This window comes from Lentzea sp. NPDC020367, assembly GCF_044387305.1.
In the GTDB taxonomy this organism is placed as follows: domain Bacteria; phylum Actinomycetota; class Actinomycetes; order Mycobacteriales; family Pseudonocardiaceae; genus Lentzea.
On the sequence record NZ_JBIRVV010000006.1, the window covers coordinates 191,003 to 213,291 of the forward strand.

The window sequence follows — 22,289 nt, forward strand, 5'->3', positions numbered from 1 at the left end:
CGTGAGAGCCCTGCTGGCAGTCGCCGCCCTCGCGGCAACGGTCGTGGTCGCCCCGGCGTCCGCGGCCACGTCGTCGTACATCGTCGTGCTGAAGGATGGCGCGGTCTCGTCCTTCAGCGGTGCCGTCGAGCACCGGTACACCAGTGTGCTGAACGGTTTCAGCGCCCGGCTGACATCGGCGCAGCTTCGCGCGTTGAAGGCCGACCCGAACGTGTCCTCAGTGGAGCGTGACGGGATCGTGCACGCCAACAGCGTCCAGCTCAACCCGCCCTGGGGGCTGGACCGGATCGACCAGCGCGCGTTGCCGCTCGACCAGCGCTACGAGTACACGACCACCGGCCGCGGCGTGAACATCTACGTGATCGACACCGGTCTTCGCGTGACGCACGCCGAGTTCGGTGGGCGTGCGCGCAACGGCTGGGACACCGTCGACAACGACGCGATCGCCCAGGACGACAACGGTCACGGCACGCACGTCGCCGGCATCGCGGCGGGCAAGACGTACGGCGTCGCGAAGAACGCGACGGTGTGGGGCGTGCGGGTGCTGAACGGATCCGGTTCCGGCACGATCTCCGGTGTCATCGCGGGCGTCGACTGGGTGACGACCAACGCCGTGAAGCCCGCGGTGGCGAACATGTCGTTGGGCGGCAGCGCTTCCGCGGCACTGGACACCGCGGTGAAGAAGTCGATCGACTCCGGCGTCTCGTACGCGGTCGCGGCCGGCGGCAGCAACACCGATCCGGGAAACTCGTCGCCGCAACGGGTTTCGCAGGCGATCTGCGTGGGTGCGTTGACGCCGACCGACACCAAGTCCTCGTCGTCCAACTTCGGGCCCCTGGTGGACATCTGGGCGCCCGGCGTGAACATTCCCTCCGCCTGGAACACCTCTGACACCGCGACCAACACGCTGAGCGGTTCGTCGATGGCCGCACCGCACGCGGCCGGTGTCGCGGCCAGGTTCCTGGAACGCAACCGTGCCGCCACGCCCGCGCAGGTCGAGCGCGCGCTGGTTACCACGGGCACTCCGGGGACGCCACCCGTCACTCGTATCCTTTACTGGCCGCCATCCCTGTGAAAGGTGAATTGTCCGGCAATGCAAGGCCGTCTTAAACCTTAAGACACCCTTGGCAGGAACCGGATCTCTCCATAACGTCGAAAGCGCTTCGTTCCCCTGCAAAGAACGGAAAGCGAATCATGACGCGAAAGATCCGGTTCCTGGCCGGCGCCGGCGTGGCCACTCTCGCCATGTCGGTTCTGATGGTTCCCAACGCCTCCGCCGCGGAGGGCGAGGTGCTGTCCCTCAACGCACCCGAGAAGATCGCCGGCAGCTTCATCGTGAAGCTGAAGGAAGGCAAGGCGAACGGGCACGCCCTCGCTTCCCGTTTCGGCGGCACCGTCGAGCGCGAGTACAAGACCTTCGGCGGCTTCAACGTGAAGCTCACGGAGAAGCAGGCCAAGCGCCTCGCGGCCGACCCGTCGGTCGAGTTCGTGGAGGCCGACCAGGTCGTGCACACGCAGGCCACGCAGACGAACCCGCCGTCCTGGGGTCTCGACCGCATCGACCAGCGCAACCTGCCGCTGGACGCCAAGTACAGCTACACCTCGACCGGTTCCGGCGTGACGGCGTACGTCATCGACACCGGTGTCCGCATCAGCCACTCGACGTTCGGGGGCCGCGCCTCGAACGGCCGTGACTTCGTGGACAACGACAACGTCGCGCAGGACGGCAACGGCCACGGCACGCACGTCGCCGGCACCATCGCGGGCTCGCAGTACGGCGTCGCGAAGGCCGCGAAGATCGTCGCCGTCCGCGTGCTCGACAACGCGGGCTCCGGCACCCTCGCGGGCGTCGCGGCCGGCATCGACTGGGTGGGCGCCAACGCCGTCAAGCCGGCTGTCGCCAACCTGTCGCTGGGTGGTGGCGCCAACGCCACGCTCGACACGGCCGTGCGCAACGCCATCGCCAAGGGCGTCACGTTCGCCGTGGCGGCGGGCAACTCCAACGCCAACGCCAACACGTTCTCCCCGGCCCGTGTGGCCGAGGCGATCACCGTGGGCGCCACCGAGCGCACCGACGCCCGCGCGTCCTACTCGAACTACGGCGCGGTGCTGGACATCTTCGCGCCGGGCTCGGCCATCACGTCGGCGTGGAACACCTCCGACAGCGCCACCAACTCCATCTCCGGTACGTCGATGGCCACCCCGCACGTCGCGGGTGCGGCCGCTCGCTACCTCTCGACGAACCGCGCGGCGACGCCGGCCCAGGTCGCCTCGTACCTGGTCGCGCAGTCGACGCCGTCGAAGGTGACGAACCCGGGCTCCGGCTCGCCGAACCGCCTGCTGTACCTCGCGCCGACCGCGTGAGCTAGCTGAAGAGTGAAGGGCCGCGACCCCGGTCGCGGCCCTTTTCCTATTGTTGGGTCCATGGTGGAGGGTCTGAAGGGCATCGACTGGTACCGGTTGCGCAGTCACGACGGGTACGCCGACGACCTTCCCAGGTTGCTCAGGCAGGCCAGGACCTCCGTCGAGCCGCACGAGGAACTGGTGCGGCACCTGACCGGGGACGAGTCCGAGGTCAGCGAGGCGACGGCGGCGGCGTGGCCGTTCCTGCTGGAGCTGGTCGCGCACGACAACACACCCAGCCGCGAGTGGCTGCTGGAGAACCTGTGCGGGGCGATCGCGGTCGCCGGGGGCAGCGGCTCCGACGGAGTGCACCCGAGTTGGCCGGCCGCCTGGGAGGCCTCGAAACCGGCGTTGCTGGCTCTGCTCGACCACGGCTCGGCCGGCGTGCGCCGAGCCGTGTTGTTCATGCTGGGGAAAGGCCGCGGCGACAGCTCGCTCGTGCTGCCCGCCCTGTCGCAGCGGTGGGAGGAGGAGCTCGATCCGGCCACGCGGCTGTGCCTGGTGATCGTCGCCACGGAGTTCGCCGGGCGCGGCGACGAGGCGGCGGCGCAGTGGTTGCGGGACCTGACGGTCTCCGGTGACGAACCGCTGGCGCGGCTGCTCGTGTCGGCGGCGACCAGGCCGGACGCCGACGTGATCCTGCGCGGGCTGACCGGGGACCTGGAGCTGTTCCTCGCGACCGGGTCGTTCGAGATGGGCTACGACGAGGTGCTGGAGCACGTGCTCTGGCTGGTGGGTCCCAAGGACTTCGACGGCATCGACCTCGTGCTGGCGCTGGTGGACGTGCTGCCGTGGCGGACCGAAGCGCTCGACTACCTGCGCCGGCTGTTCGAACGCGACACCACCGACGTGGGTCTGGTCGTGCCGTTCGTGCCGGTGTGGATCGCCGATCCGGACGTGCGGCTCCGGGCGTTCGCGGTGTGGCTGACCGGCGTCGCGGGGGCTCGGGAGTACCGGGACCTCGTCGCGGAGAGGGTGCACGACCACGGTGTGACGTCGTTGGGGCAGAAGGTCTCGACGCTGGCCACGTCGGTGCTGCTGGAGCTGGGATGACGCTGGAGGGACTGGACGACGTCGCGTGGCATTCGATCGACCACGCCTACGGTCCCGCGCTGGACACACCTGGTCACGTGCGGGCGTTGCTGTCCGACGATCCCGAGGTGGTCGCGCGTGCCATCACGGATCTCGACCGGACCATCCACGAGGAAGGCGGGTTCGTGTGCGGGGCCGCCACGGCGGTGCTGCCGTTCCTCGTCGAAGTGTTGCCGTCGCTCGCGCCGGGACCGAGAGCGCGGCTGCTCGACCTGATCCACCGGATCGCGGAGTGGGGGGACGCCGAGCAGGTCGACGCCGGGTGGCACGCGGCGTGGGCGAAGGCGAAACCGGTGCTGGAGAGATCATCTCCGCAGCGAGAAAGCCCTGCGTGAAATTCTGTCGGTGGCTCCGGCTAGCCTTGACGGCAAAGCTGACTTCGTCTACAAGGAGCCACCACCGTGTTGCGCACGCACGAGGCCGGATCACTCCGGGCCGAGCACGCCGGGCAGTCCGTCACCCTCACCGGGTGGGTCGCTCGCCGGCGGGATCACGGCGGTGTCATCTTCATCGACCTTCGCGACGCCTCCGGGGTGGCCCAGGTCGTGTTCCGCGAGGGCGAGATGGCCGAGCGCGCGCACCGGCTGCGCAGCGAGTACGTCATCAAGGTCACCGGCGACGTGAGCAAGCGTCCCGAGGGCAGCGAGAACCCCGACCTCTCCACCGGCGCCATCGAGGTCTACGTGACCGACCTCGAGGTCCTCAACGAGGCCGCGCCGCTGCCGTTCCAGGTCGAGAGCGACGTGGAGCCCGGCGAGGAGGCCCGCCTCAAGCACCGCTACCTCGACCTGCGCCGCTCCGGCCCGGCCAAGGCCATCCGGCTGCGCAGCGAGGTCAGCCGCATCGCCCGCGAGGTGCTGCACGGCGAGAAGTTCTCCGAGATCGAGACGCCGACGCTGACCCGTTCCACCCCCGAGGGCGCGCGTGACTTCCTGGTGCCGGCGCGACTGCGTCCGGGTTCCTGGTACGCGCTGCCGCAGTCGCCGCAGCTGTTCAAGCAGCTGCTCATGGTCGGTGGCCTGGAGCGCTACTACCAGATCGCGCGCTGCTACCGGGACGAGGACTTCCGCGCCGACCGCCAGCCGGAGTTCACCCAGCTCGACATCGAGATGAGCTTCGTCGAGCAGGACGACGTCATCGCGCTGACCGAGAAGCTGCTCGCCGCGATCTGGAAGGAGACCAAGGACGTCGAGCTGCCGCTGCCGTTCCGCCGGATCTCCTACGCCGACGCGATGGCGAAGTACGGCTCGGACAAGCCGGACCTGCGCTTCGAGCTCGAGCTCACCGACCTGACCGAGTACTTCAAGGACACGACGTTCCGCGTGTTCCAGGCGCCGTACGTCGGTGCCGTCGTCATGCCGGGTGGTGCCTCGCAGCCGCGCCGCACGCTCGACGCGTGGCAGGAGTTCGCAAAGCAGCGCGGCCACAAGGGCCTCGCGTACGTGCTTGTCCAGGAGGACGGCACGCTGGGCGGCCCGGTCGCGAAGAACCTCACCGACACCGAGCGCGAGGGTCTCGCGAAGGCCGTCGGCGCCAACGCGGGCGACTGCATCTTCTTCGGCGCGGGCGACCCGCGGGACGCGCGCGCCCTGCTCGGTGCCGCTCGCGTCGAGATCGCGCACCGCGTCGGCCTGATCGACGAGAACGCCTGGGCGTTCGCGTGGGTCGTCGACTTCCCGATGTTCGAGTCGGTCGACAAGCTCGACGCGGGCGACGTCGCGGTCGGTGGCGGCAACTGGACGGCGCTGCACCACGCGTTCACCTCGCCGACCCCGGAGTGGATCGACAACTTCGAGTCCGACCCGGGCAACGCGCTGGCCTACGCCTACGACGTGATCCTCAACGGCAACGAGCTCGGCGGTGGCTCGATTCGTATCCACCGCGCGGACGTGCAGCAGCGCGCGTTCAACGTCATGGGCATCGGTGCCGAGGAGGCGCAGGAGAAGTTCGGCTTCCTGCTCGACGCGTTCAAGTTCGGCGCGCCGCCCCACGGCGGCATCGCACTGGGCTGGGACCGCCTCTGCATGCTGCTCGCAGGTGCCGACTCGATCCGCGAGGTCATCGCGTTCCCGAAGTCGGGCGGCGGCTACGACCCGCTGACGGCCGCTCCGGCGCCCATCACGGCGCTGCAGCGCAAGGAGGCCGGTGTGGACGCGAAGCCGCAGGAGAAGGCGGCCGAGAAGACCGCCGAGAAGGCCGAGCAGAAGGCTTAACGATCTTTTCGCGCGCGGAGGCAACCTGCCGGGTGCCTCCGCGCGTCCCAGAACATGAGACCCGTTCGCCCGATCGGGCAGCTACTTGATCGGTATTGACCCAAGGGCGGCGATCGATCGGGTTGATCGGCACGTAGTGGGCAACGGAAGGTGTTTCCACACGTCCACACGTCGGAGGGGATCCGGAAACAGCGCGAGCCGTTATCAACGAGTAGTGGTGGTCGCAGTCTGGCCGGATTAGCGTCGGTCCGGCTCACGGACTTGGGGAGTAGGGTCGGAGGGGATGAGCGTGGAGATCACCGCGGGCCCTCCCGACACGACTTCACCTGAGATCGCAGACGCTGTCGGGGCGGCTGAACGCGTACTGACCAGAAGACTGGGCGCACAGGTGCGCCTCGCGGACCCCGAGACTCTCGGGGGTACCGGTCGTTCCGTCGTCATTCGCGTGAGAGTCGCCTCCTCGCCGTTCTCCATGCCGCGCACACTGGTCGTGAAGCGCTATCCCGCAGGCACCGGCGACCGCGACCCGTGGGCGCACGAGGCAGTCAGCCACCAGCTGCTCACCGCTCTTCCGGCCGAAGAGCGCGCCACCCCGGAACTCTTCGCCCACGACGCGGCGACGCGTCTGGTCGTGCTGGAAGACCTGGGCCGTGCGCCGCGGCTGTCCGAGAAGCTGCACGCGCCGGACGCGCGCGCCGCGGAACGCGGGCTGCTCTCGTGGGCACACGCCATGGGGCGCTTGCACGCCACGACGGCGGGCCGTGACGCGGACTTCGACGCGTTGATGCGCAGGGCCGGCGCGCAGTGCTGCCAGGATCCGATCGCGGTCGACGTGCACGCGGCGATCGCGGGCTTACCGGCGTTGCTGGAGTCCACCCTGGGCGTCGGCACGTCCCCGCAGGCCATCGAGTTCGCCGCCGAGTCCGCGCGGGCGTTCAGCACCTCGCGGCGCCGTGCCTTCAGCCCGTCCACGTCCTGTCCGGACAACCACCTGGTCACCTCGCGCGGTGTCCGGTTCGTCGACTTCGAGGGCGGCTGCGTCCGCGACATCGTGTTCGACGCCGCCGCGTTGCGCGTGCCGTTCCCGTCCTGCTGGTGCGGCTGGGGTCTGCCGCCGGGGATGTCCGAGGCCATGGTCGCCGCCTGGCGCGCCGAGGTCGGGTCGGTGTGGCCCGAGATGGACGACGACGCGGTGTTCTTACCGCGGCTGCTGGAAGCCCAGCTGCTGTGGGTGTGGCTCGCGACGTGGCGAGCGCTCTCCAAGCCCATGCCCAACGTTGTCAACGCGCCGCCGCGCAGTGTCGTGCTGACCGGCCGGTGGATCCGGCTGAGGTCCGACGCGTTGCTGCTGGGCGAGAAGACGGTCGCGTCGCACGCCGACGCGGTGATCGGGGCACTGGCCGACCGCTACGGCCCTGAGGTGCTCGAACTCCCGCTTTACCCAGCATTTCGCTGAACCGTTCCCGCACGGTCATTCCCGGATCACCGGGCCAGCTGATCCTGAACCGCGTGCTGGTGTTACTAGGTGACTCGACAGCGGTCGGGATCGGCGACCTCGTGCCCGGCGGATGGCGTGGCTTCGGCCCGATCCTCTCGTCCGCCTACTCGGACAACGGCTATCGCAACCACGCGGCCTCCGGTGCCAGGCTGGCCGACGTCAGACGCACCCAGCTGCCGCATGCGTTGCGCGACAAGCCCAGCGCGGCCGTCGTCATCGCCGGGGTGAACGACACGCTGCGATCCGACTTCTCCGTGCGGCGCATGCACGAGGACCTCGACCACGTCTGCCGTGAGCTGACCGCGGCCGGGGTCGCCGTCGTCACCGTGCGGTTCCACGACCAGGGCCGGGTGTTCAAGCTGCCGGGCCGGTTGCGGCGGGTGCTCAAGGACCGCATCGACGAGTACAACCGCGTGGTCGACGTCGTGGTCGCACGGCACGGTGTGCGGTGCGTCGACCTGCACACGATGCCCGGCGCCTACGAGCTGGACACGTGGGCCGTCGACCGGCTGCACCCGTCGGAGCGGGGGCATCGCATGCTGGCGCGGGCGTTCGCGGCCGAACTGCGCGCGGCCGGGCTCCAGTTCGGCGAGGTCAGCCTGGAGTGTTCCGGCGGACGCGAGCTGACGGTGTGGCACCACATGGCGTGGCTGATGCTCAAAGGGATTCCGTGGCTGTGGAAGCGCGGCGCCGACCTGCTTCCACTGCTGTGGGCCGACGAGTCGGCCGAGACGATCGGGCCGGTGCCGGGGGAAGTGCTCCCCGCCGACACCGGCCGTCTCTGACGATCAGCCCGTGGTCAGGTCGTAGAGGGTCTGGCCGCCCGCCGTCGTGGACTGGAAGGTCGCCGCGACCCACTCGGCGATCGCGCTGTCGCCACCGCGTCCGCCGCCGCCACCTTCGACGTAGTAGCGCACCTTGCCCTCCGCGACGAGCGCCTTGAACTCGTCGAGCGTGGGCGCGGGATCGCTGCCGTTCCAGCCGCCGATCGCGATCACCGACCGGCCGGACGCCAGCTGCAGTGCCGCCGCGCTCTGGGCGCCGGTCGTCGCGGCCGCCCACTCGGTGTCCGTGGCCTTCAGCAGCTGCACGACCTCCGTCGACGCGCCGCCTTCCCGCATGCCCATGCCGCCGCCCTGCTGCGAACGCGGGCCGGACAACGGGATCGACCCGCTGTGCGTCGTCGCGGCCGTGGCGAACGCGTAGCCGGACGTGCCGAGCAACGCCGCGACCACCAGCGCGGCCGCGATCCAGCGGCGTCCGTTCAGGCCGAACACCAGCGCGAACACGACGAGCGCGGTGACGGCCAGCAGGACCCAGCGCAGCCACGGCGTCCAGTCCGGCGTGCGGTCGAGCAGGATGAAGCCCCACACGCCGGTCGCCGCGACCATCGCCGTCAACGCCATCCGCACCGGGAAGTGGCCACGGCCGCGCCAGAGTTCCCGTCCGGCGATGCCGACCACGGCGGCGATCGCGGGCGCCAGTGCGACCGTGTAGTACGGGTGCGTGATGCCGCTCATGAAGCTGAACACCGCGCCGCTCACGAGCACCCAGCCACCCCACACCACCAGTGCCGCACGCGTGCGGTCGGTGCGGGGCGCACGGCGCAGGAACCAGAGTCCGGCACCCAGTCCGATCAACGCGGCGGGCAGCAGCCAGGAGATCTCCGGGCCCATGCTCGCGCCGAACAACCGCCCGATGCCCGTTTCGCCCCCGAAGCCGATGTTCCCGTTGCCGCCCATTCCGCCGCCACCGGGACCGCCGCCCTCACTGCCGAAGATGCGGCCGAGCCCGTTGTAGCCGATGGCCAGTTCCCACAACGAGTTGTTGGTCGACCCGCCGATGTACGGGCGGCTGTCCGCCGGCCACAGCTCGACCAGCGCGATGAACCACCCGGCCGACACGACGATCGCGACACCGGCGCCCAGCAGGTGCAGCAGCCGCTTGAGCGGTGAGGTGGGAGCCGCGATCAGGTAGGCCAGCGCGAGTGCGGGCAGCACCAGGAATGCCTGCAACATCTTGGTGAGGAATGCGAAGCCGATCGCGGAACCCGCGAGCGCCAGCCACAGTGGGCTCGCCTTCTCCAGCGCCCGCACCGTGCAGTACGCGGCCGCGACCATCAGCAGCACCAGCAACGCGTCCGGCAGGTTGAACCGGAACATCAGCGTGGCCACCGGCGTGAGCGCGAAGGCCGCGCCGGCGAACAGTGCCGCGGTCGGGCCCGACGTGCGTTTCACCGTGGCGTACAACAATCCCACTGCCGCAACGCCTTCCAGCGCCTGCGGAGCGAGCACGGTCCAGCTGGAGAAGCCGAACGCCTTCGCGAACAGCCCGCTCACCCACAGGAACGCGGGCGGCTTGTCGACGGTGATCGTGTTGCCGGGATCGAGCGAGCCGAACAGCAACGCCTTCCAGCTCTGCGACGCCGCCTGCGTTGCCGCCGCGTAGAACTCGTTGCCGTAGCCGGACGCGGTCAGGTTCCACAGGTACAGCACGGCGGCACCGGCGAGCAGGCCCAGGAACGCGATGCGGTGCAACAGTTTCGGGTCCCGGCGTTGCTGCGGCTGAGGTGGTGCGACGGGCGCGGGGGCGAGTGTGGCGGTCATGCCGTGACCCTTTCCGGTGCGGTGACCGGCAGGGCCGGCGTGGAGCGGCGCAACCGCGCGATGCCGCGCAGGTCGGCCAGTGCGGTGGCGAGGATGTCGACGCTGGAGTCCGGGTCCTCCACCCAGTCGACGGGGACCTCGTGGACGCGCAGTCCCGCGCGCTGGGCGAGGACGAGCAGTTCGGTGTCGAAGAACCAGCCGGTGTCCTCGACGTGGGGCAGCAGCCGGTGCGCGGCGCGGGCGTGGATCGCCTTGAACCCGCACTGCGCGTCGGTGATGTGCGTGCCGAGGGTGGCGCGCAGCAACACGTTGTAGCAGCGGGAGATCACCTCGCGTTTGGCGCTTCGGATCACCCGTGCCCCGTGCGCGAGCCTGCTGCCGATCGCGAGGTCGGAGTGCCCGGACAGCAGCGGCGCGACGAGTGGAGCCAGCGCGCGCAGGTCGGTCGAGAGGTCGACGTCCATGTACGCCAGCACTTCCGCGTCCGACACCGACCAGACCTCTTTGAGCGCACCGCCACGGCCCTTGCGCGGGAGGTGGACGCTGCGCACCTGGTCGTGCGCGCGCGTCAGGTTCTCGGCGATCTGGAGGGTGTGGTCGGTGCTCGCGTTGTCGGCGATGGTGATGCGGAAGTCGTGGGGGAAGAGCTTCGGCAGTTCGGTGAGCAGCCGGTCGACGCACCTCGGCAGGTCGCGTTCCTCGTTGTAGACCGGGATCACCACGTCGAGAGTCGTCATGACGCGTCCAGTTGGTAGAGGGTGGCACCGGCGACGGTGGTCGCGGTGTAGTTCTCGGCGACCCACGCGGCGATGTCGTGGGCGGCGTCGCTGCCGCTCTCGCCCTGCATCATCCGGCCGGCCGCGACGTAGTAGTGGATCTGTCCATTTCGGACCAGTTCCTGGAACTGCACCAGGGTCGGAGCGGGATCGGTGCCGTTGAAGCCGCCGAGCGCCATGACCGGCTGCCCGCTGGCGAGCTGGAGTCCAGCCGCGTTGTTGGAGCCGATGGTCGCGGCGGCCCACCGGTAGCTGCCCGCGTTGTCCTGCAACAGGGTCACGACCTCGGCGTCCGGTGTCGTGGCGTCGAGCAGGCCACCGCCCATGCCGCCCATCCGACCGTTCGACGGGCCCGCGACGGGCAGCGCGCCGGTGTGCGGGGTGGTGACGGTGGCGAAGGAGTACGTGGTGGGGCCGAGCAACGCGGCGATGAGCGCGACCGGGATGGCCCAGCGCATCGACAGCACCAGGCCGACCGCCGCGATCAGGCCCGTCATCAGCACCAGCACCGCGACGGGTGTCGAGAACTCGTTGATCAGCACGTAGCACTGCAGCGCGCTCAGTGCGACGGAACCCGAAAGCACCGCCGCGGCAACGGGTTCGCTGCGGCGGTCCCAGAGCTCGGTGGCCGCGATGCCGACGACGGCGGCGATCGCGGGTGCCAGTGCCACGGTGTAGTAGGAGTGGATGATCCCGTTCATGAAGCTGAACACCCCGGCGGTGACGACCAGCCAGCCACCCCACAACGCCAGCGCGGTGCGGGCGCGGCCCTTCGTCAGCCACAGCCCGGCGACCAGCAGCACCACCGCGGCCGGCAGCAGCCACGCGATCTGACTGCCCATCTCCGCGCCCAGCAGGCGGCTCCAGCCGGCGGAACCCCAGCCGCGGCCACCGCCGACGCTGCCGACCTCGTCACCGGTCAGGCGGCCGAAACCGTTGTAGCCCAGCGTCAGTTCGAGCACGCTGTTCGTCTGCGACCCGCCGATGTAGGGCCGGTCCGGCGTCAGTTCGACGGCGACGATCCACCAGCCGCCCGCGACGACCATGGCGCCGAAAGCGCCGAGCAGGTGCAGGAGTTTCTTACCCGCGGAGACCGGGGCGGCGAGCAGGTACACCAGCGCGAACGCGGGCAGCACCAGGAACGCCTGCAACATCTTGGTGAGGAAGCCGAAGCCGACCGCCACGCCCGCGAGTGCTAGCCAGAACGGGCTGGCGTTCTCGACCGCTCGGGTCACGCAGTAGGCGCCCGCGACCATCAGCAGGACCAGCAGCGCGTCCGGGTTGTTGAAGCGGAACATCAGCACCGCGACCGGGGTGAGCGCGAGCACCGCCCCGGAGATCAGCGCGGCCGCGGGGGAGAACCAGCGCCGCACCGTCGCGTACAGCAGCCAGACGCTGCCCACGCCCATCAACGCCTGCGGCACCAGGATGCTCCACGCGTTGACGCCGAACAGCCGCGCGGACAGGCCCATCACCCACAGCGAGGCGGGCGTCTTGTCGACGGTGATCGCGTTCGAGGCGTCCGACGAGCCGAAGAACCACGCCTTCCAGCTCGTCGCACCGGCCTGCGCGGCGGCCGAGTAGTAGGCGTTGGCCCAGCCCGAGTCCCCCAGCCGCCACAGGTACAGCGCGCCGGTCGCGATCAGCAGGACCGCCAGCGCCAGGCGTTCTCGTCTCATGGGGACGAGAGTCGCGGCCTAGCCTGGGTCGGTCGTGTGCTTCCGCTGTGAACGACCTGTGTGCAAGGAGACGGTGAACACCGTGCGCCCTGGCGTGCTCGCCACGGACACGTCGCCGTCGTGCGCGCCGACCACGGCCGACACGATCGACAGGCCCAGGCCGGTGCTGCCCGCCGCCCGTGAGCGCGAGGAGTCGCCGCGCGCGAACCGTTCGAAGACCTCCAGGCCCTCGGGGATGCCGGGGCCGTCGTCGGTGACGGTCAGGTCCACCTGTCCGTTGTGGACGGACAGGCCGGTCGTGACGGTGGTGCCCGGCGGGGTGTGCGCGCGGGCGTTGGACAGCAGGTTGCCGATGACCTGGTGCAGTCGTTGCACGTCACCGGGAACCGTGACGGGCTCGTCCGGTAGCGCGAGTCTCCAGCTGTGCTCGGGGCCCGCGATCCTGGCGTCGCCGACCACGTCCAGCACCAGCCTGGAGAGGTCGACGTCCTTGCTCTCCAACGGTCTTCCGGCGTCCAGGCGCGCGAGCAGCAGCAGGTCCTCGACCAGCGACGTCATTCGCACCGCCTCGGACTCGACCCGGCCCATCGCGTGGGTGACCTCGGGCGGCAGGTCGGCGTCGGTGCGACGGGTCAGCTCTGCGTAACCGCGGATGGCGGCGAGGGGTGTCCTGAGCTCGTGCGAGGCGTCGGCGACGAACTGCCGGACCCTGGTCTCGCTGTCGTGCCTGGCTTTCAGCGCCTCGCCGACGTGGCCGAGCAGCTTGTTCAGCGCGAGGCCGACCTTGCCGACCTCGGTCGCCGGATCGGTGTCCTCCTCCGGCACGCGTTCGGCGAGCGCGACCTCGCCCTCGTGCAACGGGAGTTCGGAGACGCGGGTCGCGGTGTCGGCGACCCGGTCGAGCGGCACCAGCGCGCGCCGCACGATCACCCTGCCCGCCAGGGCGACCGCCGCCGCTCCCGCGACGATGAGCCCGGCGAGGATCCAGACCATCTGCCACACGATGTCCGTGACGGTCGAGAGCGGCAGACCCTTGATCCCCATCCGGTCGGTCGTCACGCGGAACTCGCCCACCTCGCCGAGGTCGACGGTCCGCAGGCCCGACGGCGTGGCCGCCAGAGCCTTGAGCTCGTCAGTGGTGAGTCCGCGCGGCGCGGTCCATCCGGGCAGCTCGATCGTGCCGCTGATGCTGCCGTCGGGGAAGATCCTCGCGTTGATGCCGGGAGGGCCGTACTGCTGGCCGGGCGGTCCCGGCCGCAGGGTGGACACCTCGCGGTCGAGGTTGCTCATCAGGAACGCGTGCAGCGCGAGCACCGAGACGCCGCCGATCACCAGGCACAGCGCGGTGAGCAGGACGATCTGGCCGGAGACGAGCTGGGCTCGCAGCGTTCTAGGACGCAGGCTTGAGGACATAACCGGCGCCTCGCATCGTGTGGATCATCGGGGTGCGCCCGGCGTCGATCTTCTTGCGCAGGTACGAGATGTAGAGCTCGACGATGTTGGCCTGGCCGCCGAAGTCGTAGCTCCACACGCGATCCAGGATCTGGGCCTTGCTCAGCACGCGTTTCGGGTTGCGCATCAGATAGCGCAACAGCTCGAACTCCGTGGCCGTCAGGTCGATCGAGGCGCCGGCGCGTTCGACCTCGCGCGTCTCCTCGTTCAGCGACAGGTCGCCGACGATCAGCCGGGTGCCCGCGTCCGCGTCGGTCACGCCGGTGCGCCGCAGCAGTGCGCGCAGCCGCAGCACGACCTCCTCCAACGAGAACGGCTTGGTGACGTAGTCGTCGCCGCCCGCGGTGAGCCCGGCGATGCGGTCCTCCACGGCGTCCTTCGCGGTCAGGAACAGCACGGGCAGGATCGGCGCCTCGGCGCGCATCCGGCGCAGCACCTCGAAGCCGTCGAAGTCCGGCAGCATCACGTCGAGCACCACCACGTCCGGTCGGAACTCGCGCGCGGTCCGCACCGCCGAAGTCCCGTCGAGGGCCGTGCGCACGTCCCACTTCTCCATGCGCAGCGCCATCGACATCAGCTCGGCCAGAGTGGACTCGTCGTCGACCACGAGCACCCTGACCGGCTGTCCGTCCGGCCTGCGGAGTTCGGTCTTCATCGCGCGCATGGCTCCCATCGTGAATGCCGATCCTGTGTACCAGCTGTGAGCGATGCGCACAGGTCGTGCCTACGTCAGGCACAGGTTCGGCACAGCCGGGACCACCACGGTGGCTGTCATGACCGAACAACAGCCCCCGGAGTGGGGCGCACCCCAGCAGTCCGCCGAACCTGCGGCGCGCCCGGCGTGGACCGCGAAGAAGACGGTGGCGGCCGTGGCCATCGCCGTCGCGATCGCCGGTGCCGGTGGCGTCGCGATCTACGCCGCCAGCGGCACGAACCAGCAGACCGGAGCCGGCGGCATGGGCCCCGGCGGCATGGGCGGAGCGCCGCCGGACGGTGGCGGCGGCATGCGCGGCGGTCTCGGGTTCGGCACGGCGACGCACGGCGAGTTCCAGTCCGGTGAGGTCACCGCGCTCAGCGACTCGTCCATCGAGGTGAAGTCCACCGACGGCTACACGAAGACGTACGTGATCGACGCCGAGACCGTGGCCGAAGGTGTCGAGAAGGGGGACACGGTCACCGTGATCGCCACCACAGAGGACGGCAAGTCCGTCGCGTCCAGCGTGGTCGAACCTGGTCAGCGCGGTCAGCGGGACGGGCAGGCCCCTCCCACGAGGTGATTTGGGGTCAAGTGTGAGCGGTTATGGTCGGGTGATCAGCCCGACCACAACCGGAGGTGAGCGGCGTGCGCACGTTCACACTGACTGTGATGGGGTCGACAGACCTGCACGGCAATCTCTTCAACTGGGACTACTACCTCAACCGCGAGTTCGACGACTTCGCGCACAACGACGTCGGGCTCGCGAAGATCTCGACGCTCGTGAACGACGTGCGTGCCGCCGTGGGACGCCAACGGACGTTGCTGCTCGACGCCGGTGACACCATCCAGGGCACACCGCTCGCGTACTACTACGCGAAGGTCGAGCCGATCACGCGCGGTGCGCACGTCCATCCGATGGCCGCCGCGATGAACGCCATCGGCTACACGGCCGCCGCGCTGGGCAACCACGAGTTCAACTACGGGCTGCCGGTGCTGCGGACCTTCGAGCGGCAGCTGGAGTTCCCGCTGCTGGCGGCCAACGCGCTGGACGTGGCCACGGGCCTGCCCGCGTTCCAGCCGTACGTGGTGAAGACGGTGTGGCTGACCGGCGGGGCGCCGTTGCGGGTCGGGATCCTCGGGCTGACGAACCCCGGGATCGCGGTGTGGGACCGCGCCCACGTCGACGGCGTGCTGACGTTCCCCGGTCTGGTGGAGCAGGCGCTGCACTGGGTGCCGGAGGTGCGGCACAAGTCCGACCTGGTGATCGTGGTGGCGCACTCCGGTGCCGACCTGTCGTCGTCGCTGGGCGACCAGGTGCCGTTCCCGGAGAACTGTTCCGAGCTGCTGGCGGAGACGGTGCCGGGGATCGACGCGGTGCTGGTCGGGCACGCGCACGTGGAGATCCCGTCGCGGTTCGTCACGAACAAGGTGACGGGGCGGCCGGTGCTGCTGACCGAGCCGCTGTACTCGGGCAAGCGGTTGTCTGTGATGGAGTTCGACCTGCGCTACGACGGGCGCTGGGAGCTGGCGGACTCGCGGTCGTCCGTGCTGTCGTCGGCCACGGTGGCGGAGGACCCGCGGATCGTGCGGCTGCTGCGGCACGACCACGAGCGGGTCGTGTCGTACGTCAACGGCCGGGTCGGCACCTGTGCGTCGGCGATGTCGGCCGCGCGGTCGCGGTTCGAGGACACGCCCGCGTTGCGGTTCATCAACCACGTGCAGGCGCTGGAGGTCGCGAAGTCCACCTCGTTGCCGGTGGTGTCGTTGTGCGCGCCGTTCAACCGGGCCGCCGCGATTCCGGCGGACGAGGTGTCGCTGCGGGACGTCGCCGGGCTCTACATCTTCGACAACACGCTGGTGGGCGTGCGGATGACCGGTGGGCAGCTGCGCGACTTCCTGGAGGAGTCGGCGCGGTACTTCCTGCAGGTGTCCGGTCCCGGCCCGTTCTCGGCGGCCGAACTGTCCGCCGACGTGCCGGACTACAACTTCGACATCGCCTACGGGCTGACCGCGCCGCTGACCTACGACGTCGACATCTCGCAGCCGGTCGGGTCGCGGATCGTGGATCTTCGGTTCGGTGGTGAGCCGGTCTCGGACTCGTTCGAGTTCGCCGTGGCCGTGAACAACTACCGGCAGGCGGGCGGCGGCGACTTCCCGCACATCGCCTCGGCGCCCGTGCTGCACAACCAGCAGCAGGAGATCCGGCAGTTGCTGATCGACTGGGTGAAGGCCGCTGGCGTGCTCGATCCCGCCGACTTCGCGGGCTCCGACTGGCGTCTGATGGCGGGCGGCGAGCCTGTCGTGGTCTCCACGAACGAGTGAATTCGGGCGCGGTGTCCTGGGTGTTCCGGTCCAGGTGGTGGCACCCGGTCGGCCGAATGAGATAGGCCAGCCCCGTGCAGTTGCCGCTCCGCGTCTTCGTCGGCGCTCTGGTCGTGCCGGCGTTGCTCGCCGCGGTGGGCCTCGCCGCGCAGCCCGCTCCACGCGTGTCCCCTGGCCACCTGGTGCTCGCGGTGCGGTCGTCGGAGATCGTGCTGGCGGGCACCGCCGCGTCCGCACAGGAACGTCAGGAGGTCGTGGACGCCGTGCGCGCGCTGACCACGTTCCGGATCACCGACGTGATCACCCCGGACGCCGGCGAACGCCTGCCCGTCTCCGCGGCGCAGGCCGCCGCGCTGCTGGGCGCCGTGCTGGACCGGGACGTCACCGACTTCACCGGCGTCGTGCACGCCGGACACCTGACCGCGTCGGCACGCGTCGCGACCCCGGAGCACGCGGGCGCGCTGAGCGACGCCCTGCGCTCGGCCGCTCCCGGACTGCGCGTCGACGAGGACTTCACGACTACGGGCTAGGAGCTGTTCGGTGTTCGGGTTCTTCTTCCAGATGTTCCTGCTGTGCGCGGGCGCGTTCCTCGCCGGCGTTCTGCTGACCTGGCTCACCATGCGCGCCCGCGACTCCTCCGCGGTGGTGGAGGCCGCGCCTCTGTCGATCATGGAGGAGCCCGCCGCCGTCGCGCCCGCGATCAAGGCGAACTCGCGCACGATGATGTTCCACACCCCCGAATCGCCCTACTACAAGCGCATGAAGGGCGACGCGTTCTTCCACTCGCCGGAGGACGCCCGCCGCGCCGGCTACACGATGTGGACGCCCCGCCCGCGCGTGCCGGCCGTCAGCGCTTAGCCCGCGCGCAGCCAGGCGTCGAGTTCGAGGTAGTCGGCATCGGTCAGGCCGTGCCGCGGGTTCACCTTGTGCAGCAGTGCTTTGCCGTGGTGCTGGGCGACCCAGGCGCGGTCCTTCTTGCCGATCTCGTCGTCCACCCAGACGAACGGCCTGGTGCCCGCCAGCGCGACCAGGCCGCGGGTCTTCCAGTGCAGGCCCTGGCGCGCGTCGGCGGCCTCGGCGGCCGGGTCGTCCGGCCAGGTCGCGACCGGCAGCGTCGGCAGGCCGAGCAGGGGCGCGATGTGCGCGTTGGCGTCGTCCATCCAGGTCGTGGCCCACATCAGTTCGCACGGCAGGGCCGTGAGCCACGGGCCGTGTGCGGGGTCGAGCCGTGCGAGGCCCGGAGTGCCCGGGACGCCGTCGCCGAAGGGGAGCAGCGGGCCGTCGACGTCGAGGAACAGGATCGGGAGCGCGGCCATGGCGGGCAGGGTAGGCGGCACCTCGTAAGCTCGCCACGTGATTGCCGACGTGATCAAGCCCGGGCTCGACGTGCTCTTCTGCGGCATCAACCCCGGCCTCGTGTCGGAGGCGACCGGGCACCACTTCGCGCGGCCGGGAAACCGGTTCTGGCCCGCCCTTCATTTGTCCGGTTTCACGCCGTCTCAGTTCGCGCCCGGCGAGCAGGAGAAGCTGCTCGACCTCGGGCTGGGCATCACGAACGTCGTCGCGCGGCCCAGTGCCAAAGCCGACGAATTAACAATTGACGAAATGCGTCAAGGTGGGATCGCGCTCGCTGAAAAGGTCGAGCAGTATTCACCGAAGGTTCTCGCGGTACTCGGTGTGACGGTCTATCGTGCCGCCTTCGGCCGCAAGAAGGCGCAGGTCGGGGCGCAGCAGGACACCGTGGGCGGTGCTCGGGTGTGGGTGCTGCCGAATCCGAGCGGGCTGAACGCGCACTGGCAGTTGCCGGCGTTGGCGGAAGAGTTCGGGCGACTCAAAGCCAGCCTCTAGAAACAGAACAAAAGTTCACATTCATGCCCACTGAAAGTGGGCTGGACGTAGTGTGCTCTGGTCTGGTTGCATCCAGATCTGCGTCCGTTCGAGTGCATTCACTCTGAAGTGGAACCCCCGCGCATCGGAATGCGTCAAAATTTGGCAATGCCGTGCAGAACTTGGTGAATGTTCAACACTGGTGGGGGGCGCAGTGGAGGTCAGGATTCTCGGGCCGGTCGAGCCGTCTGTGCCGCCGAAGCCCGCGCAGATCTTAGCCGTCCTGGCGGTCGAGTGCGGCAGGATCGTGCCCGTCGAACGGCTCATCGATCTCATCTGGGGCGAGGAGCCGCCGCCGCAGGCGCGCAAGTCGCTGCAGGTGCACATCTCCAGCCTGCGCCGCTCCGGGCTGCCGGTCGAGCACCGGGCGGCGGGCTACGTGCTCAACGCCGACCCCGACAGCGTCGACCTGCACGCGTTCCGCAGGCTCGTGACCAGGGCGGGCGACGAGGCCGACCTCAAGGTCAAGGCCGAGGTCCTCAACGAGGCCCTGCAGCTCTGGCGCGGCACGCCGGTGGTGTTCGCGCAGACGCTCGACGTGCAACGGCTCGCGGCCGCCGAGGCGTGGGTCGACGCCGAACTGGCGCTGGGACGGCACGCCGAGCTGATCGACCGGCTCGGGGCGTTCGTCGCCGAGTACCCGCTGGCCGAACGGCTGCGCGGGCAGCTCATGACGGCACTCGCACGGGCTGGGCGGCGCGCGGACGCCATGCGGGTGTTCCGCGAGACGCGCAAGGTGCTCGTCGACGAGCTCGGGGTCGAGCCCGGCGAACAGCTCCAGCAGCTCTACCGGGACGTGCTGGAGGGCTCGCGGGACAGCCGCCGCAACTACCTGCCGCGCGACGCGGGCGACTTCACCGGGCGCGACCGGGAGCTGAGCAGGCTCCTCGACAGCGACGGCGGCGTGTGGTGGATCGAGGGACCGGCCGGCGTCGGCAAGTCGGCGCTCGCGGTGCACGCGGCGCATCGGCTCGCCGACCGGTATCCGGACGGGCAGCTGTTCGTCGACCTGCACTCGCCGTCCGGGGCGCTGGACGCGTTGCTGCGCGCGATGGACGTGCCGAGCGAACGGATTCCGGAGTCCGCCGAGGAACGCGCGGCGCTGTGGCGGGCCACGGTCGGCGGGCGGCGCGTGGTGATCGTGCTGGACGGCGTCACGAGCGTCTCGCAGGTCAGGCCGCTGTTACCGGGCAGCCCCGGCTGTCTGACGCTGATCACGAGCCGCAGCAGGCTGTGCGGGCTCGAAGGCGTGCGGCGCATCCCGTTGGACGTGCTGAGCAGCGACGAGGCCGTCACCCTGCTCCAGCGCATCCTCGGCGACGACCGGGTCTCCGCCGAACCCGATCAGGCCCAGGAGGTCGCGCGGCTGTGCGGGTACCTGCCGCTCGCGGTGCGGATCACCGGCGCGCGGCTGGCCGGTCGCGGGCACTGGCCGGTGTCGAAGCTGGTCAGGAGACTCTCCGACGAACGCAGCAGGCTCGACGAGCTCGTCGCGGACGACCTCGCGGTGCGGTCCAGTCTGGAGCTGACCTACCGGGCGCTCGACGAGAACGTCCGCCGCGCGTACCGGATCTTCGGGTTCCTCGGGCTGCCAGAGGTGCCGAGCTTCCTGTGGGTGCACCTGCTGGACGAGGACGTGCTCGACCAGCTCGTGGACGCGCGGCTGCTCGACGTCATCGGCAGCGCGCGGTACCGGATGCACGAGCTGGTGCGGCTGCACGCCCGCGAGCTCGCCGAGGCGGAGGACCGGCAGCAGGAACGAGAAGACGTCGTCAGAAGGGCCGTGGTCGCCGCTCTGTCCACTGTGGATGGACTGACCGAGCAGCTCTTCCTCGCCGTGCCGCGGATGCAGGACTCGCTGGGCATCGTCGCGACGGCGGCCCGCCCGACCGACAAGGACGCCTGGTTCGCGCGCGAGGAGTCGTTGCTGACCAAGCTCGTGGAACGCGCGGCGGAGCTCGGCCTCGCGGAGATCGCGTCCCAGCTGGCCGAGGTGCTGGTGTTCGCCTGGTTCGGGCTCAGAAACCGTTACGAGGCTTGGGAACGAACACACACAGCGGCGCTGGAGGCCGTGTGGAGGACCGGAGATCTGCGCCTGGAGGCGGTGCTGCGGTGCAGCCTCGGGCAGATGCACTACAAGCGCGACAACCTGGTCGAGGCGCGGTCGTGGTTCGACACCGCGCAGACGTTGTTCGTGGACATGGGCGACCGGCGCGGCGAGGCCGTGGCGATGAACGGCATCGGCATGGTGTGCCGCGATCTCGGCCAGTACCCGTGCGCGCTGGAGGCGCTCGGCCGGGCCCGTGAGCTGATGGAGTCCCAGGACCTCGAGGGCGAAGCGCACGCGCTGTACGGAATCGGCTCCATCAAACGGGAACTCGGCGACGACGACGGTTCGTTCGAGACTCTCCGCCTCGCCGAGTCCATCTACCAGAAGGCGCGCAGCCGCAGGGGTGAGGCGCTGGCGGCCCGCGGGATCGGGCTCGTGCACCGCGCCCGCGGCGAGCTGGACCTCGCGGAGGACCACATCCGGCGCGCCCACGAGATGGTCGCGGGCACCGGTGACGAACTGCTCGGCTGCTACACCGCCCAGGCGTGGGGGAAGGTGTTGCTGCGCAGGGGTTTGCTCGATCCCGCCGAAGGACTGCTGCGGCAGGCGCTGGACGGCTGCCGCGACGTCGGCGACCGGTTCGGCGAGGCGCTCGTCCGCCGCACGGTGGGGGAGTGGCGGCTCGCGGCGGGCGACCACGCCGGCGCGCGGGTGGCGCTGACCGACCTGCTGCCGGTGTGGAACGACCTGAGCCTGCCGCTGTGGCGGGCTCGGACGCTTCGGGACCTGGGAGCGGTCCACGCCTGTCTGGGGGACGTCGAAGGCGCGGACCGCTCCTGGGCCGAGGCCGCAGAGCTCTTCACGCGACTGGGCACCAGAGAGATGGGGGAGGTGCACCAGTGGCCTGCTCAATGGGCCCCGCGTGCACTCAGCCGGTGATCTTGTTGTACTTCCAGGGAGCGTAGCCACCGCTCTTGAGCGACGAGATCGTGACGGTCTCGTGGTCCATGTCGGTGGCGGTGCTGCCCTCTTCGTAGATCCACGCTGACGTCTTCGCGGAGCTCGTCCACTTCTCGAACAGCTTCACGTGGCCGTTGCGCAGGATCATGTCGCCCGGCTTGAGGTTCGCCCAGGAGATCTTCGTGGCGACCTCGTCCAAAGTGGACGTGTTGCGGCTGGTCGTCAGCTTCCACGCCATGGAGACGAAGCCGGAGCAGTCGGTGCGGTACTGCTTGCCGTGGTTGACGTCCCACGCGTAAGCGGTCTGGCTGTACGGAACCTTGCGGTCCCACCAGTTCTTGGCCCGGCTGATGACCTCGGTGCGGGTGATCGAGCCGCCGTACCCGGCCGCCGCCTGCACCTGCGAGAGGGACGTCTCCTGCTCGGCAGGACCCTCCGGTGCGGCCTGGGCGATGCCGCTCATGCCGCCCAGCAGTCCCAGCGAGATCGCGGTCGCCGCGAGGGCGTGGCGAATGCGCATGGTTGTAGCTCCGATCGACTTGCTGTTGGTGATGACCGGAACTGTCCACGGTGGCGCCAAAGAACGGCCTAAAGCCGATTTAGGCGTTCCTTTACCGCTGCTTCCTAGCTTTCGCGGCACCTTGGGCATAAGGA

General features: G+C 69.9%; 20 protein-coding genes. 13 read left to right on the forward strand and 7 right to left on the reverse strand.

The window, feature by feature from the left end; genetic code table 11:
• Window position 1: 1 nt before the first annotated feature.
• The 7 genes from ACH413_RS26070 to ACH413_RS26100 all read left to right on the forward strand — a co-directional run bounded on the left by ACH413_RS26070 (window position 2) and on the right by ACH413_RS26100 (window position 7,991).
• Window positions 2–1,075 carry a S8 family peptidase gene (locus ACH413_RS26070; RefSeq protein ID WP_360031982.1) on the forward strand — a complete coding sequence of 358 codons (1,074 nt, stop codon included), beginning with the start codon at window positions 2–4 and terminating at the stop codon, window positions 1,073–1,075.
• Between the two features lie 119 nt (window positions 1,076–1,194).
• A complete protein-coding gene (locus ACH413_RS26075) occupies window positions 1,195–2,364 on the forward strand; it encodes a S8 family peptidase (protein ID WP_360031980.1) in 1,170 nt (389 codons plus the stop codon).
• 60 nt (window positions 2,365–2,424) lie between these two features.
• The gene (locus ACH413_RS26080; RefSeq protein ID WP_360031978.1) at window positions 2,425–3,456 is read left to right on the forward strand and encodes a hypothetical protein; all 1,032 of its coding nucleotides are present in this window, start codon (window positions 2,425–2,427) and stop codon (window positions 3,454–3,456) included.
• Window positions 3,453–3,830 (forward strand): hypothetical protein, encoded by a 378-nt coding sequence (locus tag ACH413_RS26085; RefSeq protein ID WP_360031977.1) that lies wholly within the window; start codon window positions 3,453–3,455, stop codon window positions 3,828–3,830. Before ACH413_RS26080 ends, ACH413_RS26085 begins: the two co-directional genes overlap by 4 nt.
• Before the next feature lie 66 nt (window positions 3,831–3,896).
• Window positions 3,897–5,708, forward strand: coding sequence for an aspartate--tRNA ligase (gene aspS, locus ACH413_RS26090; RefSeq protein ID WP_360031975.1), 1,812 nt, complete (start codon window positions 3,897–3,899; stop codon window positions 5,706–5,708).
• A 445-nt stretch (window positions 5,709–6,153) separates the two neighbouring features.
• Window positions 6,154–7,164 carry a hypothetical protein gene (locus tag ACH413_RS26095; protein WP_360031973.1) on the forward strand — a complete coding sequence of 337 codons (1,011 nt, stop codon included), beginning with the start codon at window positions 6,154–6,156 and terminating at the stop codon, window positions 7,162–7,164.
• A gap of 53 nt (window positions 7,165–7,217) precedes the next feature.
• On the forward strand, window positions 7,218–7,991 hold the full coding sequence (locus tag ACH413_RS26100) for an SGNH/GDSL hydrolase family protein (protein ID WP_360031971.1): 774 nt from the start codon (window positions 7,218–7,220) through the stop codon (window positions 7,989–7,991).
• 3 nt (window positions 7,992–7,994) lie between these two features.
• Here the strand turns inward: ACH413_RS26100 and ACH413_RS26105 are convergent, their stop codons facing one another.
• The 5 genes from ACH413_RS26105 to ACH413_RS26125 are packed head-to-tail and all read right to left on the reverse strand — an operon-like array spanning window position 7,995 to window position 14,383.
• Window positions 7,995–9,812: a glycosyltransferase family 39 protein gene (locus tag ACH413_RS26105; RefSeq protein ID WP_360031969.1), complete on the reverse strand. Its 1,818-nt coding sequence runs from the start codon at window positions 9,810–9,812 to the stop codon at window positions 7,995–7,997.
• Window positions 9,809–10,549: a dolichyl-phosphate beta-glucosyltransferase gene (locus ACH413_RS26110; protein ID WP_396425210.1), complete on the reverse strand. Its 741-nt coding sequence runs from the start codon at window positions 10,547–10,549 to the stop codon at window positions 9,809–9,811. Before ACH413_RS26110 ends, ACH413_RS26105 begins: the two co-directional genes overlap by 4 nt.
• A complete protein-coding gene (locus tag ACH413_RS26115; RefSeq protein ID WP_360031967.1) occupies window positions 10,546–12,267 on the reverse strand; it encodes a glycosyltransferase family 39 protein in 1,722 nt (573 codons plus the stop codon). Before ACH413_RS26115 ends, ACH413_RS26110 begins: the two co-directional genes overlap by 4 nt.
• Window positions 12,268–12,285: 18 nt before the next feature.
• A complete protein-coding gene (locus ACH413_RS26120) occupies window positions 12,286–13,680 on the reverse strand; it encodes a HAMP domain-containing sensor histidine kinase (protein WP_360031965.1) in 1,395 nt (464 codons plus the stop codon).
• Complete coding sequence (locus tag ACH413_RS26125; RefSeq protein WP_360031964.1) at window positions 13,658–14,383, reverse strand: response regulator transcription factor; 726 nt, start codon at window positions 14,381–14,383, stop codon at window positions 13,658–13,660. Before ACH413_RS26125 ends, ACH413_RS26120 begins: the two co-directional genes overlap by 23 nt.
• A 109-nt stretch (window positions 14,384–14,492) precedes the next feature.
• On the opposite strand from ACH413_RS26125, the gene ACH413_RS26130 reads away from it, so the two are divergent.
• From ACH413_RS26130 to ACH413_RS26145, 4 genes are all read left to right on the forward strand, one after another.
• Window positions 14,493–14,996, forward strand: coding sequence for a hypothetical protein (locus ACH413_RS26130; protein ID WP_360031962.1), 504 nt, complete (start codon window positions 14,493–14,495; stop codon window positions 14,994–14,996).
• Window positions 14,997–15,085: 89 nt separating this feature from the next.
• Complete coding sequence (locus ACH413_RS26135) at window positions 15,086–16,738, forward strand: 5'-nucleotidase C-terminal domain-containing protein (RefSeq protein ID WP_360031960.1); 1,653 nt, start codon at window positions 15,086–15,088, stop codon at window positions 16,736–16,738.
• A 74-nt stretch (window positions 16,739–16,812) separates the two neighbouring features.
• A complete protein-coding gene (locus ACH413_RS26140; RefSeq protein ID WP_360031959.1) occupies window positions 16,813–17,268 on the forward strand; it encodes a hypothetical protein in 456 nt (151 codons plus the stop codon).
• Window positions 17,269–17,278: 10 nt separating this feature from the next.
• Complete coding sequence (locus ACH413_RS26145) at window positions 17,279–17,596, forward strand: hypothetical protein (protein ID WP_360031957.1); 318 nt, start codon at window positions 17,279–17,281, stop codon at window positions 17,594–17,596.
• On the opposite strand, the gene ACH413_RS26150 is transcribed toward ACH413_RS26145, so the two are convergent.
• Window positions 17,593–18,054, reverse strand: a complete 462-nt coding sequence (locus ACH413_RS26150; protein WP_360031955.1) for an HAD domain-containing protein — start codon at window positions 18,052–18,054, stop codon at window positions 17,593–17,595. The two genes, ACH413_RS26145 and ACH413_RS26150, sit on opposite strands and share 4 nt — an antisense overlap.
• A 37-nt stretch (window positions 18,055–18,091) precedes the next feature.
• Here ACH413_RS26150 and mug point away from each other — a divergent pair, with 37 nt between their 5' ends.
• Window positions 18,092–18,586 (forward strand): G/U mismatch-specific DNA glycosylase, encoded by a 495-nt coding sequence (gene mug, locus ACH413_RS26155; protein ID WP_360031953.1) that lies wholly within the window; start codon window positions 18,092–18,094, stop codon window positions 18,584–18,586.
• Window positions 18,587–18,767: 181 nt separating this feature from the next.
• Window positions 18,768–21,614: a BTAD domain-containing putative transcriptional regulator gene (locus ACH413_RS26160; protein WP_360031951.1), complete on the forward strand. Its 2,847-nt coding sequence runs from the start codon at window positions 18,768–18,770 to the stop codon at window positions 21,612–21,614.
• Here the strand turns inward: ACH413_RS26160 and ACH413_RS26165 are convergent.
• Complete coding sequence (locus ACH413_RS26165) at window positions 21,604–22,155, reverse strand: NlpC/P60 family protein (RefSeq protein ID WP_360031949.1); 552 nt, start codon at window positions 22,153–22,155, stop codon at window positions 21,604–21,606. The genes ACH413_RS26160 and ACH413_RS26165 overlap by 11 nt on opposite strands.
• Between the last annotated feature and the right edge of the window lie 134 nt (window positions 22,156–22,289).